This is a genomic window from Streptomyces sp. NPDC020845 (genome assembly GCF_044334165.1).
Taxonomy (GTDB): domain Bacteria; phylum Actinomycetota; class Actinomycetes; order Streptomycetales; family Streptomycetaceae; genus Streptomyces.
The window spans coordinates 239,851-253,078 of sequence record NZ_JBIRSJ010000010.1; the positions used below are offsets into that span (position 1 = coordinate 239,851).

A 13,228-nucleotide genomic window follows, 5' to 3' on the forward strand; every position below is an offset into this window, starting at 1 on the left:
GCACCAGAGCGCGCCCGGCGCTTCACCCCAGGCCAGCGCCTTGCCCGCGCCCAGCGCTCTGCCTTCGCCCAGCGCTCTGCCTTCGCCCAGCGCTCTGCCTTCGGCTGACGGTTCGCCCGCGGCCGGCGGTTTGCCCGCGGCTGGCGCACGGCCTCGCCTCCGCTCCGACGCCCTGCCCGGCCTCGGGCCGCGAGGCCACGTACGCCGACGGCCGTCTTACGCGCGCCCGCGCCGGGCCACGGCACGGCGCACCGCCACTGGCTCATGCGCCACCACCCCGGCCGGGCCGCGCGGCCTCCGGCGGTCGCGCGGAAGCCCGCCCAGACGGGACGTTTCCGCGCTGGTCCGCTGCGCGGTCCGGGCCGCTGTCCGGTGCGCAGGCAGGCACTCGGTCTGGTGCATGGCCCGCTGTACGGCCCAGTACATGGTCCCGGACGGGGCGGGCCTCCTCCGGGGGCGCGGCGGGCCAGCCGTGGCGGTCCAGGGCGCGGGCCAGGGCGACCACCATCCGTGGGTCGAACTGCGCCCCCGCGCACCGTTTGAGCTCTTCCACCGCCGCGGGCACCGGCCGGGCCCGTCGGTAGGTCCGGGTCGAGGTCATCGCGTCGAAGGCGTCGGCGACCGCCACCACCCTCGCCGCCTCCGGGATGTCCGCCCCCGCGAGCCCATAGGGATAGCCGCTCCCGTCCAGCCGCTCGTGGTGGTGGAGGACGGCCTCCCGCGCCTCGCCCAGGAAGCCGATGCCGCGCACCATCTCGTGCCCGTACTCGGGGTGGAGCTCGATGGCGCGGCGCTCCTCGGGGGTCAGCGGACCGTTTTTGCGCAGCAGCCGGGTGGGGACGCCGAGCTTGCCGACGTCGTGCAGGACGCCCGCGATACGCAGCGCCTCGAGCCGGTCGCCGTTCATCCCCAGCTCGCGGGCGATCATGGCGGAGGCGCGGCCGACGCGCTCGCTGTGGCCGCGGGTGTACCGGTCCTTGATGTCGACGGCCTGGACGAGGGCGTGCACGGTGGCCTGATGGGCGGCGCGCTCCCGGTGGCACAGCACGAAGACGCGGGCGCAGACGTACATCGGCGGCAGCACGAGCAGCGCGGCGGGCGGCCCGTACGGGCTGCGCCACAGCACCGCCATGGTCAGCCCGGCCAGGCCGTGCACCAGGTGGGGCACGAGCGAGCAGAGCACCCGGCCGCGCCAGGCGGCGCGGGGCGAGCGGCCCTCGGCCGTCATCAGCACGCCGCCTTCCAGGACGGCGGCGGTCAGGCCGAGGGCGAGCGCGGCGACGGCCGCGGCCACCAGGGCGTACGGAAAGAAGCCCGGCTCACCGGCGGTGGCGGGGTCGGCGAGGGTGGCGGCAAGGGCCTCCCTGCCGCCGCAGAGCCCGAAGACGAGCGAGGCGGCGTACGCGGCGAGGGCGAGCCGCGCGGCGCGCCACAGCCGCCGCACCCCGGCGGGGCGCCGCTCCACGGCGCCGAGCAGCGCGCCGGGCACCGCGACGAGCGCGGCGGCGGGCGCGGGCAGCAGAAAAGCCCCGGCCAGAAGCGCGGGGCCGCACCAGTCCGGCGACACCGTCACCGCAGGCGCGACGGCGGGCGGCGGGGGTGACAGGGGTGGACAGGCGTGGGAAGGGGGCCTGCGGGCCCCCGCCGCGTAGAGCGCGGCGAGCAGCGCGGCCGTGGCCCATGGGACGTCCGCCGCAGGCGTCAGGGCCGGGGCGGCGCACACCGCGGCCAGGAGCGCGGCGCTCACCACGTAGACGCGCGCCGCAAGAGGAACCGCCCGCATGCCCCCTCCTCCCCGTCCGTCGAACGGCCCCGGTCGGGGCCGTCAGATTGGGGAGGATAGAGCCGGGCACGCGGGGTTCGTCCGTATGCTCCGCCCGATTCCACACCTTCGGGTGATGATCGGGCGGGTTACGACGAGCGGCGCCGGTCCTGCACGAGGCGAGGGGTCAGTCCTGCGCGGGCGTCGGCGCGTTCGCCTCCGCGACGACCTCCCGCTCCGGCGCGACCTCGCCGGAGCGGATCAGCTCGATGCGGTTCATGACCTTCGAGCGCAGGTCGCTGGGCACGTCGTCATGGCCGCAGCACCGCTTGACCAGCTTCTTCACGGCCTGCTCCAGGCCGTACTTCTCCAGGCAGGGGGAGCACTCGTGGAAGTGCACCTCGAGCTTGGCGCGGTCGACGTCGGGCATCTCGCGGTCGAGGAACTCGTAGAGGTGGTCGAGGACCTCGGAGCAATCCGTCTCGTGCGGCTCTCCGCAGCTCATGAGTCCGCGCCTTTCCGATCGTTCGACTCGTCCGCCGCGGCGGACGCGCCGGCCGGGACCAGTCCGCGCCCACGGGCGTAGTCCTCGAGCAGACCGCGCAGCTGGCGGCGCCCACGGTGCAGCCGCGACATCACGGTACCGATGGGTGTCCCCATGATGTCTGCGATCTCCTTGTAGGCAAACCCCTCGACGTCCGCGAGATAGACCGCGATGCGGAACTCCTCGGGAATGGCCTGGAGCGCTTCCTTGACGTCCGAGTCGGGAAGGTGGTCGAGCGCCTGCGACTCCGCGGAGCGCAGACCGGTCGACATATGCGACTCGGCGCGCGCCAGCTGCCAGTCCTCGATCTCCTCGGCCGCGCTGCGCTGGGGCTCCCGCTGCTTCTTGCGGTACGAGTTGATGAAGGTGTTGGTCAGGATGCGGTACAGCCACGCCTTGAGGTTGGTGCCCTCACGGAACTGGTGGAAGGACCCGTACGCCTTCGCGTACGTCTCCTGCACCAGGTCCTCGGCGTCGGCCGGATTGCGCGTCATACGCAACGCGGCGGAGTACATCTGGTCGAGGAAGGTAAGGGCATCCCGTTCGAAGCGCGCATTGCGCTCGACGTCCGTCTCCTGCGGCTGCCCGACCGGCCGGCCCTCGGTCACGCCGTCGGTCCCCGCGTCGGTGCCAGTGACCTGACCCACCTCCTCCGCCTTCGTGGCGAGGCCGCCGAATGCGGACCCGCTCGAATCGGAGAATAGACGACGATCCGGTCCGCCCGCCGCTTCGTTCCGGGCAGTCCACCCCGTCTGCGGCTGCGACCAGTCCAGGTCAGCGGCGCGCGGACGGGCCGGGCAAGCGAGCGAACCCATACTGGGGACTCCTTCTGCTGGTGCGGGTACCTGAGCCTGTTCCTGGTGTTCCTGATCCATATACGCCCGCTACAACAGATCGCGGCCCCGCCGCATTCCCGAGCGTCCCCGCTACCCCTATACGGCGCATCAGCGCAGCTCAGAGCGGTACGCGGGCCAGCCATTCGGCCACGGCGCCGGTGATCCGCGCCAGCGCCTCCTGCTGGCCGATGTCCGCCTTCTTGGGCACGACGAAGCTGTGGTCGCCGTGCGGGATCCCGACCAGTTCCGTCCCGGCGGGCAGCTCGGGGAACTCCTCGGGGCGGCCGAACGGATCGCGGCCGCCCTGGACCACCAGCGTCGGCAGACCAGCGCCCAGCAGCTCGTCGGCCCGGGACCGCTCCGGCTTGCCCGGCGGATGCAGCGGGAAGGACAGCGCCAGCACGGCGCTCGCGCCCAGCTCGCGCGCCGTACGGCAGGCCACCCGCGCCCCGGCGCTGCGGCCGCCCGCGACGACCGGCAGCCCGGGCTTCTCCAGCGCGGGCCACAGCGCGCGCCACCCGATGTCCAGGGTCTTCGGCGCGGGCGCGACCTTCTTGCCCGCCACCCGCCACGGCTGCTCGACCAGCGCGACGCTGACGCCCAGCGGCGGCAGCGCGGCAGCCAGCGCCTGTAGGTCCCGTGCCTCGATCCCGCCCCCGGCGCCGTGGCTCACGGCCAGCACGGCGCGGGCTCGGGGGGCGCGGTGCCAGGTGATCCTGGCGTCCCCGGCGGGGGTCGGCACGGTCTCCCCGGTCCCGGTCGTGCCGGTCCCGGTCGTTTCGCTCTCGGTCGTTTCGCTCTCGGTCGTTTCGCTCTTGGCTGATTGCTCGGTCTGCTCGGCGCTCACATGCCCATCCTGCCGCCTGCAGGCGACCACGCCCGGAAGCCGCTCAGAAGAGCGTGCTCGTCTCGGGTGCCTCCAGCTCGGTCACCAGCTCCGGGCCGTTGTTGCGTACGTCACTGACGGCCGTGGCGACCGGGTAGGCGCGCAGCAGCCCCGCGGGCGGCGGGGCGAGCAGCGGGCGCAGCTCGTCGGGGTCGGTGTGGGAGGGGTCGAGCCAGTCCGCCCAGCGGTCCTCGGTGAGCACCAGCGGCATCCGCGGATGGATGTCGGCCAGCGACCGCGGCCCCGCGCCACCCTCCTCCCCGCCCTTGCCCAGCAGGGGAAACGGCTCCTTCTCCGCCTCGGTCGTGATGACGGTGCAGGTCACCCACCAGGCCCGCGGGTGGTCGTCCGGCAGCGTCCGGTCGCGCCAGAACTCGTACAGCCCGGCCATGGCCATCACCGAGCCGTCCACCGGGGTCACGAAATAGGGCTGCTTACGCGGCCGCTTCCGCTTCCCCTGCTCCTCCAGCTGCCGCTCCCCCGAGCCGGTGACCCACTCGTAGTAGCCGTCGGCGGGCAGCAGACAGCGGCGCGAGACGAAGGGGCGGCGGTAGGAGGGCTTCTCGTGCACCGTCTCCGCCCGTGCGTTGATCATCTTCACGCCGGTGTCCGGTGACTTGGCCCAGGACGGCACCAGTCCCCACTTGAGCGCCCTCAGCTGGCGGACCGGGCTCGGATCGTCGGCGTCCTTGATGGGGCGTTCGAGCACCGCGTACACGCCCTTGGTGGGCGCGACGTTCCAGTCCGGGGCCAGCGTCTCCTCCGGCTCCCACTGCTGCACCCCGAAGATGCCGACGAGGTCCTCGGGCTTCCGGCTCGCTGCGTATCGACCGCACATAGGTGCCACACTGCCACGACGCCCACGGCCGGTGACGCCGGGCCGTCGAAACCGAGCGGCCACGAACAACGTACTGAAGAGCAGAAGCACCGAAGACGGACGCGAGGAGTCTCCCGCACATGGACAGCACGAACGCCGCCGATCTGTGGGACCGCGTCGTCGGCACCCAGCCGGACCCCACCACCTGGCTGGTCGCCGCCACCGGGCTGGTCGCGCTCTCGGTGGTCGTCTCCCAGATCGCCTGGCGGATCGCCCGTAACGCCATCACGATCGCCCACGAGGGCGGCCACGGCCTGGTGGCCCTGCTCAGCGGCCGGCGGCTGGAGGGCATACGGCTGCACTCGGACACCTCGGGGCTGACCGTCTCGCGCGGCAAGCCCACCGGCCTCGGCATGATCCTCACCGCGGCCGCCGGCTACACCGCGCCGTCCCTGCTCGGGCTGGCGGGCGCGTGGCTGCTGGCCGCGGGCCATATCACCGCGCTGCTGTGGGGGACGACGGCGCTGCTGGCGCTGATGCTCGTCATGATCCGCAATGCGTACGGCGTGCTCACCGTGGTCGTCTCCGGGGCCGCCTTCTTCCTCGTCTCCTGGCTGACCAAGCCGGACGTGCAGGCGGCCTTCGCGTACGTCGTGGTGTGGTTTCTGCTCCTGGGCGGCGTACGCCCCCCGTTCGAGCTCCAGCGCAAGCGCCGCTACTCGGGGGCGCACGACTCCGACCCGGACCAACTCGCGCGCCTGACCAACGTCCCGGCCACGATCTGGCTGCTGCTCTTCCACGTGGTCTCGCTGAGCTCGCTGATCGGCGGCGGTCGCTGGCTGCTGGGGCTGTGACCCACGGCGCCATCGGGCCACGAGCCACCCGTGAGGTGTCCATACCAGCGGCGTGTTTCGACTGGGTTTCGCCGTTTTTGATCAAGAATCTCACTCTCGGCGAGCCACTAAAGTGAGAGCCATGACCGGCATTGAGACCCCCTCGGGCGCGCACACCGCCCTCTGGCCCGCTCCGCTCGCCGACGGAGCGGTCGACGCGACCGTCACCGTGCCCGGATCGAAGTCGGTCACCAACCGCGGCCTGATCCTGGCCGCGCTCGCCGCCGAGCCGGGCTGGCTGCGCCGCCCGCTGCGCTCCCGCGACACCCTTCTGATGGCCGAGGCGCTGCGCGCCCTGGGCGTGGGCATCGAGGAGACCGTGTCCGACGGCTCCCCCGGCTCCCATGGCGCGCCGGGCTCCGAGGGCGGCGGCGAGGCATGGCGGGTCATCCCGGCGGGCCTGCACGGCCCGGCCACGGTCGACGTCGGCAACGCCGGCACGGTCATGCGCTTCCTGCCGCCCGTCGCGGCGCTGGCCGACGGCCCGGTGCGGTTCGACGGCGACAAGCGCTCGCACGAGCGCCCGCTGCACGGCGTGATCGACGCGCTGCGCGCGCTCGGCGCCCGCATCGACGACGACGGCCGCGGTTCACTGCCGATGACCGTGCACGGCGGCGGGGCGCTGGACGGCGGCCCGGTGCGCATCGACGCCTCGTCCTCGTCGCAGTTCGTCAGCGCGCTGCTGCTGTCCGCGCCGCGCTTCAACCAGGGCGTCGAGGTGCGCCATGTGGGCGCCGCGCTGCCCTCGCTGCCGCACATCCGGATGACCGTCGACATGCTGCGGGCCGCGGGCGCGGCCGTGGACGCCCCGGAGGCGGGCGGCGAGCCGAACGTATGGCGGGTGTCGCCCAGCGCCCTGCTGGGCCGCGACCTGGTGGTCGAGCCCGACCTGTCCAACGCGGCGCCGTTCCTGGCGGCCGCCCTGGTCACCGGGGGCCGGGTGACGATCCCGGACTGGCCGGAGCGCACCACCCAGCCCGGCGACTCGCTGCGCCGGATCTTCACCGACATGGGCGGGACCTGCGAGCTCACCGACGCCGGTCTGACCTTCACCGGCACCGGCCGGATCACCGGCATCGACGCCGATCTGCACGAGGTGGGCGAGCTCACCCCGGTGATCGCGGCCGTGGCGGCGCTGGCCGACTCCGAGTCCTCGCTGCACGGCATCGCGCATCTGCGGCTGCACGAGACCGACCGGCTCGCGGCCCTGGCCAAGGAGATCAACGAGCTCGGCGGCGATGTCACCGAGACCGCCGACGGGCTGCGGATCCGCCCGCGCCCGCTGCACGGCGGGGTCTTCCACACCTACGAGGACCACCGGCTGGCCACCGCGGGCGCGGTCATCGGCCTGGTCGTCGAAGGCGTACAGATCGAGAACGTGGCCACCACGGCCAAGACCCTGCCCGACTTCCCCGGGCTGTGGACCGGCATGCTCGACGCGGCGACGGCCCCCGCGCGGAGAGCCTGAGGCGCCGCCGCCATGCGCCGCTACGGCAAGCACACCGACGAGGACGACGTCCGGGTCCGCCCCAACCGCAAGGGCAACCGCCCCCGCACCAGCATCCGCCCCAAGCACGAGGACGCCGCCGAGGGCTTTGTGCTGACCGTCGACCGCGGCAGGCTGACGGTCCTGGTCGAGGACCGCACGATCATCGCCATGAAGGCCCGCGAACTGGGCCGCAAGGGCGTGGTGGTCGGGGACCGGGTCGCGGTGGTCGGGGATCTGTCGGGCGCCAAGGACACCCTCGCGCGGATCGTACGGGTCGAGGAGCGCTCGTCGGTGCTGCGCCGTACCGCGGATGACGACGACCCGTTCGAGCGGGTGGTCGTCGCCAACGCCGACCAGCTGGCCATCGTCACCGCGCTCGCCGACCCCGAGCCGCGCCCGCGGCTGATCGACCGCTGTCTGGTCGCCGCCTTCGACGCCGGTCTCTCCCCGCTGCTGGTCCTCACCAAGTCCGACCTCGCCCCGGCGGCCCCCCTCCTGGAGGCCTACGGGCCGCTCGGCGTCCCCTATGTCGTCACCAACCGCGAGGAACTGGCCGACGGCGACGTGGCCGACCGGGTGCGCGAGCTGCTCACGGACAAGGTCACGGTCTTCTTCGGGCACTCGGGCGTCGGCAAGACGACCCTGGTCAACGCCCTGGTGCCGGAGCGCAAACGGGCCACCGGCCGGGTCAACGCGGTCACCGGCCGCGGCCGCCACACCACCACCTCCGCGCTCGCGCTGCCGCTGCCCGACGGCGACGGCTGGGTGATCGACACCCCGGGCGTACGGTCCTTCGGGCTGCACCATGTGGACCCCGCGCGGGTCATCCACGCCTTCCCGGACCTGGAGCCGGGCACCGAGGGCTGTCCGCGCGCCTGCAGCCACGACGAGCCGGACTGCGCGCTGGACCAGTGGGTCGCCGACGGCCACGCCGATCCGGCCCGGCTCTACTCCCTGCGGCGACTGCTGGCCACGCGGGAGCGGCGAGAGGGCGACTGATCCGCCCGCCGGCCCGCTGTCCAAGGCTCGGTTCACCTCCGGGGCGCCTCAGCCTCCCCCAGCTACCGCTGGGAGGTGCCCCCTGTCGACGGTCGACCGTGCTCGGCCACTCGTACCTCGCGGCCTCCGCGCGCTCTCCCTTTCGACAGCGGCGCGCCCCTTCGGCTCTGCCGAGCCGGACGTTTGCGACCCCCCATCACATGGGAGGTAACTGGATAATCGCACCGGGCTGATCCAGACCACATCCACACAGGAGGACTCTGTATGGCGTGGCTGCTCGTCGTGGTCGCCGGGCTTCTCGAAACGGGCTTCGCCGTCTGTCTCAAGCTCTCGCACGGCTTCACCAGAATCTGGCCCACCGTCGCCTTCTGCGCCTTCGCGCTCGGCAGCTTCGGCCTGCTGACGCTCTCTCTGAAGAAGCTGGACGTGGGCCCGGCGTACGCGGTGTGGACGGGCATCGGAGCGGCCGGAACCGCGATCTACGGCATGATCTTCCTCGGCGACCTGGTCTCCACGCTCAAGATCATCTCCATCACGCTGGTGATCGTAGGCGTGATCGGGCTCCAGCTCTCCGGCTCGGCGCACTGAGACGAGGGCTGCGGCTGGGCCCCGGCTAGGCCAACGCCCCGCGCACCAGGCTCTCCACCTCCTCCTCCGACACGGGCGCGACCACGTACGACAGCGCCAGGCGCGCGGCCGTCTCGCACGCCTGACCCAGATCCGCCGCCCCGCTCGCCCCGCCCCGCGGCCAGTCCCCGGCCAGCAGGCGCACCGCGCGGTCCCGGATCTGCGCCAGGAGATCGACAGGTGAGGGCAGCGGATCCGGGATGCCCGGGCGCCGCGAAAGGGTTCCTGGGCTTTCCGGGCGTACGGGCGAGGGCAGCCGTTCGCTCCAGCAGCCGGTGAGCACCGCCCGCACCAGGGGGTTCGCGGCCGCCGCCCGTACGGTCCAGCCCGCCGCGGCCACCAGCCGCTCGTTCGGGCCGGCGGCGCCGGTCGCTCCGGACAGCGCCCGCTCCACGCCGATCAGATACGCCTCGGCCTCGCGGCGCACCAGAGCGCGTGCGAGACCATCCTTGCTGCCGAACTCGTTGTAGAGCGTCTGCCGCGAGACCCCGGCCGCCACGGCCACATCGACCATGCGGACCACCGCCCAGGGGCGGTCGGCGAGCGCGGTGAAGGCCGCGTCGAGTAAGGATTCACGTGCTGCGGGCATCGTCGCCTCCCAGGCCATGCGTCCCTATTCGGCGGCACGTGCGGACAGAATTGACGCACCGCCAGGTAGTGTCAATAGCCACGGCGTGCGCCCCCGGCGCCCCCGTCCGGCCGTGGTCGTGTGGATCGGCCGATTCCGTGTCGATACTGTTCGGCCATGCCCGACTACCACGATGACCTGCGTCTCGCCCATGTACTCGCCGATGCGGCCGACGCCACCACCATGGAGCGATTCAAGGCGCTCGACCTCAAGGTCGAGACGAAACCCGATATGACGCCGGTCAGCGAGGCCGACAAGGCGGCCGAGGAACTGATCCGCACCTCGCTCCAGCGCGCCCGGCCGCGGGACGCCGTCCTGGGCGAGGAGTTCGGCAGCGAGGGCAGCGGTCCGCGCCGCTGGGTCGTGGATCCGATCGACGGCACCAAGAACTATGTGCGCGGGGTGCCGGTCTGGGCCACGCTGATCGCGCTCATGGAGCGCGGCAAGGGCGGCGACCGGCCGGTCGTCGGGGTGGTGTCGGCACCGGCGCTCGGCCGCCGCTGGTGGGCGGCCGAGGGACTGGGGGCGTACACCGGCCGGAGCCTGTCGTCCGCGAGCCGGCTGGCGGTGTCGCAGGTGGCGCGGCTGGAGGACGCGTCGTTCGCGTACTCCTCGCTCAGCGGCTGGGAGGAGCGCGGCAGGCTGAACCGTTTCCTCGATCTGACCCGGGCCTGCTGGCGGACGCGCGGCTACGGCGACTTCTGGCCGTACATGATGGTCGCCGAGGGGTCGGTGGACATCTGTGCCGAGCCCGAGCTGTCGCTCTGGGACATGGCGGCGAACGCGATCATCGTCCAGGAGGCGGGCGGCCGCTTCACCGGGCTCGACGGGGTGCCGGGGCCGCTCAGCGGGAACGCGGCGGCATCGAACGGGCTGCTGCACGGCGAACTGCTGAACTACCTGGGCGGCTAGGGCCCGTCCGGGCCCCGGACCGGCTCATGCATCAGGGGGTACGGGGGCGCGTAAGGCGGTAGATCGGCTTCCGCACGCCTCTTGTAGACGTCCGCGCCCCCATGTGAACATGTGAATCCGCGCGCTTGTGAACTTGTGCAGCCGTGTACTGTCGCGCGGCGCAGCGCAGCGCCGCGGTGTTCGCAGTGCACGCAGTCCCGCATTGCACGCAGTTTCCGCGGCGCACGCGGTTCCGCAGTGCGCGCGGCCCCCGCAGTAAGGATTCGCCAAGGAGGTGGCACGACCATGTCCCCGCCCATGCTCGTCCGCGACGCCATGAGTTCGGTGGTCCTCACCATCGGCCCCGCCCACACCCTGCGCCAGGCCGCCCGGCTGATGTCCGCCCGACGCGTCGGCTCGGCGATAGTGCTGGACCCCGATACCAGCGGGCTCGGCATCCTGACCGAGCGCGATGTCCTCAACTCACTGGGCGCGGGCCAGGACCCGGACCGTGAGCGGGCCCATGCCCACACCACCTCCGACGTCGTCTTCGCCGCCCCTCAGTGGACGCTCGACGAGGCGGCGCGCGCGATGTCCCACGGCGGCTTCCGACATCTGATCGTCCTGGACGCGGGCGATCCGGTGGGTGTGGTGTCGGTACGCGACATCATCCGCTGCTGGACCGGCGCACGTCAGCCGGCGCCCGCGCTGACCGGGTAAGGGCCGGGCAACGGGGCGCGCGAAGAGGCTGAGATGCCCTCGGCCCCGAGCGCGCGAAGAGGCCGCAAGCCCTCCGCTCCGGGGCGCGCGAGGAGGCCGGAACCTATCGGCATCCGGCCTCTTCGGGCCAGTACGGCAAGCGTCCGTCAGCCGCGCAGGGCCTGGACCGCGGCCTCCAGCCGCTTGCCGTAGTCCGCGTCCGCCTGGCGGAAGTTGTCGATCGCCCGCTCGGCGATGTCGTCCCGCGACACCTTGGCGACAAAGCCCGCCAGGTTGCCGAGCAGGCGCTCCTTCTCGTCCTCCGACATCAGCCGGCAGAGGTTGCCCGTCTGGACGAAGTCGTTGTCCTCGGCGCGCGAGGGAGCCTCGCGGTCACCGGTGACGCCGGAGACCGACAGCGGCTGCCACAGCGGCCTGTCGGTCTGCGCCGGGCCGCCGAAACCGTTCGGCTCGTAGTTCTTGGCGCCCGCGTGACGCCCCTCGTACAGGAAGCCGTCCCGGCCGTAGGTGCGCGCCTCGGTGGCGTGCGGGCGGTTCACCGGCAGGTGGTCGGCGTTGATGCCGACGCGGTAGCGGTGGGCGTCGCCGTACGCGAACAGCCTGCCCTGGAGCATCTTGTCCGGGGACGGGCCGCTGCCCGGCACGAAGTGCGCCCGCGAGAAGATCGACTGCTCGACCTCGGCGGAGATGTTCCGCGGGTTGCGGTTCAGCTCCAGCTTGCCGATCTCGATCGGCGGATAGTCCTCGTACGGCCACACCTTGGTGAGGTCGAACGGGTTGAAGCGGTAGTTGGCCGCCTCCGCCGCGGGCATGATCTGGACCTGCACGGTCCAGGCCGGGAAGTCGCCGCGCTCGATCGCCTCGCGCAGATCGCGCTGGTGGCTGTCCGGGTCCTCGCCGGCGAGCCGGTTGGCGTAGCCGTTCAGACGGCGGTGGGAGGCGGGGATGCCGCGGTCCCCGAACAGCCAGGTCACCTGGTGGGTCGACTCCGGCGACGGACTCCAGAAGTCCCAGACGTTGTCAGCCTCCTGGGAGCCGGTGTACGGGGCGCGCTTCTGGGTGTGGATGAAGTCGGGGAACTTGATGGCGTCCTTGATGAAGAACACCGGGGTGTTGTTGCCGACCAGATCGTAATTGCCGTCCTCGGTATAGAACTTGAGCGCGAAGCCGCGCGGGTCGCGCACCGCGTCCGCCAAGCCGAGGCCGCCGGCCACCGTCGAGAAGCGCAGGAAGGTCTCGGTCTGCTTGCCGGCCTCCGAGAGGAACGTCGCCCGGGTGTACTCGGTCAGGCGCCGGACTCCGTCGTCAGCGGGCCCGCAGTCTCGCCCTGGACCGTCACACCTCCTCCTGCGCTATTTGTCTGCTTCTTTCGATAACGGATCCTACATTGGACAATGTCTAAGTCAAGAACCACTGGAGAGTGATACGAGATCTGGTCATGGACCGGTCCGCTGCTACCCTTGCCTTATCTGACTGATAGGTGAATGGCATGAGTGACCTGCTGGAACGGCTCCGGGGACGCGGCTGGCGACTGACGGCCCAGCGACGTGTCGTCGCCGAGGTCCTCGACGGGGACCATGTGCACTACACCGCCGATGAGGTACACGCCCTCGCGACCGCCCGTCTCCCGGAGATCTCGCGCGCGACCGTGTACAACACCCTCGGGGAGCTGGTCTCGCTCGGCGAGGTGCTCGAGGTCAGCACGGACGGCCGGGCCAAGCGCTACGACCCGAACGCCCACCACGCGCATCAGCACCTGATCTGCGCGCGGTGCGGCACCATCCGCGATGTCCACCCCTCCGGCAATCCGCTGGCCGACCTCCCGGCGGAGGAGCGCTTCGGCTTCGCGGTCTCGGAGGTCGAGGTCACCTACCGCGGACTCTGCCCCGACTGCGCGGCCGCCTGAGCCCTCGGGCGGCCGCCCCGTCCGGGGCGCACGGGCACAACACGAAGGGCCCGGATCCTTGTGGATCCGGGCCCTTCGCCTTGGTAGCGGGGACAGGATTTGAACCTGCGACCTCTGGGTTATGAGCCCAGCGAGCTACCGAGCTGCTCCACCCCGCGTCGATGTGACGCAATGCTAACCGCACGGCGACGGCTGGGGCAAATCGAGAGGAGAGGGGCCGCGGGGAGGGC

13 protein-coding genes, 1 tRNA gene and 1 pseudogene are annotated in these 13,228 nt (G+C 72.2%); 7 read left to right on the forward strand and 8 right to left on the reverse strand.

Annotated features, from left to right (window positions below; all coding sequences use genetic code 11):
* Positions 1-262: 262 nt before the first annotated feature.
* The 5 genes from ACH4U7_RS27145 to ACH4U7_RS27165 all read right to left on the reverse strand — a co-directional run bounded on the left by ACH4U7_RS27145 (position 263) and on the right by ACH4U7_RS27165 (position 4,866).
* A complete protein-coding gene (locus ACH4U7_RS27145) occupies positions 263-1,783 on the reverse strand; it encodes an HD-GYP domain-containing protein (protein ID WP_398530442.1) in 1,521 nt (506 codons plus the stop codon).
* A 166-nt stretch (positions 1,784-1,949) separates the two neighbouring features.
* Positions 1,950-2,267, reverse strand: coding sequence for a mycothiol system anti-sigma-R factor (gene rsrA, locus ACH4U7_RS27150; protein WP_089504922.1), 318 nt, complete (start codon positions 2,265-2,267; stop codon positions 1,950-1,952).
* Positions 2,264-2,953: a sigma-70 family RNA polymerase sigma factor gene (locus ACH4U7_RS27155; protein WP_218830768.1), complete on the reverse strand. Its 690-nt coding sequence runs from the start codon at positions 2,951-2,953 to the stop codon at positions 2,264-2,266. Before ACH4U7_RS27155 ends, rsrA begins: the two co-directional genes overlap by 4 nt.
* Before the next feature lie 307 nt (positions 2,954-3,260).
* On the reverse strand, positions 3,261-3,884 hold the full coding sequence (locus ACH4U7_RS27160; RefSeq protein ID WP_398530663.1) for an alpha/beta family hydrolase: 624 nt from the start codon (positions 3,882-3,884) through the stop codon (positions 3,261-3,263).
* 148 nt (positions 3,885-4,032) lie between these two features.
* On the reverse strand, positions 4,033-4,866 hold the full coding sequence (locus tag ACH4U7_RS27165; protein ID WP_398530443.1) for an SOS response-associated peptidase: 834 nt from the start codon (positions 4,864-4,866) through the stop codon (positions 4,033-4,035).
* A gap of 119 nt (positions 4,867-4,985) precedes the next feature.
* Between ACH4U7_RS27165 and ACH4U7_RS27170 the strand changes: the two genes are divergently transcribed.
* The 4 genes from ACH4U7_RS27170 (at position 4,986) to ACH4U7_RS27185 (ending at position 8,814) form a co-directional block, all read left to right on the forward strand.
* Positions 4,986-5,699, forward strand: a complete 714-nt coding sequence (locus ACH4U7_RS27170; protein WP_398530444.1) for a M50 family metallopeptidase — start codon at positions 4,986-4,988, stop codon at positions 5,697-5,699.
* A 121-nt stretch (positions 5,700-5,820) separates the two neighbouring features.
* A complete protein-coding gene (aroA, locus tag ACH4U7_RS27175; protein ID WP_398530445.1) occupies positions 5,821-7,206 on the forward strand; it encodes a 3-phosphoshikimate 1-carboxyvinyltransferase in 1,386 nt (461 codons plus the stop codon).
* Positions 7,207-7,218: 12 nt separating this feature from the next.
* Positions 7,219-8,226, forward strand: a complete 1,008-nt coding sequence (gene rsgA, locus ACH4U7_RS27180; RefSeq protein ID WP_398530446.1) for a ribosome small subunit-dependent GTPase A — start codon at positions 7,219-7,221, stop codon at positions 8,224-8,226.
* 264 nt (positions 8,227-8,490) lie between these two features.
* A complete protein-coding gene (locus ACH4U7_RS27185) occupies positions 8,491-8,814 on the forward strand; it encodes a DMT family transporter (protein ID WP_398530447.1) in 324 nt (107 codons plus the stop codon).
* Between the two features lie 25 nt (positions 8,815-8,839).
* On the opposite strand, the gene ACH4U7_RS27190 is transcribed toward ACH4U7_RS27185, so the two are convergent.
* Positions 8,840-9,442 carry a TetR/AcrR family transcriptional regulator gene (locus ACH4U7_RS27190; protein WP_398530448.1) on the reverse strand — a complete coding sequence of 201 codons (603 nt, stop codon included), beginning with the start codon at positions 9,440-9,442 and terminating at the stop codon, positions 8,840-8,842.
* 156 nt (positions 9,443-9,598) lie between these two features.
* On the opposite strand from ACH4U7_RS27190, the gene hisN reads away from it, so the two are divergent.
* Together hisN and ACH4U7_RS27200 are read left to right on the forward strand one after the other, a co-directional pair.
* A complete protein-coding gene (gene hisN, locus ACH4U7_RS27195) occupies positions 9,599-10,393 on the forward strand; it encodes a histidinol-phosphatase (protein WP_398530449.1) in 795 nt (264 codons plus the stop codon).
* A 297-nt stretch (positions 10,394-10,690) separates the two neighbouring features.
* A complete protein-coding gene (locus ACH4U7_RS27200; protein ID WP_398530664.1) occupies positions 10,691-11,092 on the forward strand; it encodes a cyclic nucleotide-binding/CBS domain-containing protein in 402 nt (133 codons plus the stop codon).
* A 146-nt stretch (positions 11,093-11,238) separates the two neighbouring features.
* Here the strand turns inward: ACH4U7_RS27200 and ACH4U7_RS27205 are convergent.
* Positions 11,239-12,381, reverse strand: a pseudogene (locus ACH4U7_RS27205) (catalase); the annotation flags it as partial.
* Between the two features lie 200 nt (positions 12,382-12,581).
* On the opposite strand from ACH4U7_RS27205, the gene ACH4U7_RS27210 reads away from it, so the two are divergent.
* On the forward strand, positions 12,582-12,998 hold the full coding sequence (locus ACH4U7_RS27210; RefSeq protein ID WP_398530450.1) for a Fur family transcriptional regulator: 417 nt from the start codon (positions 12,582-12,584) through the stop codon (positions 12,996-12,998).
* An 81-nt stretch (positions 12,999-13,079) separates the two neighbouring features.
* Here the strand turns inward: ACH4U7_RS27210 and ACH4U7_RS27215 are convergent.
* Positions 13,080-13,156, reverse strand: a tRNA-Met gene (locus ACH4U7_RS27215).
* Positions 13,157-13,228 lie beyond the last annotated feature (72 nt).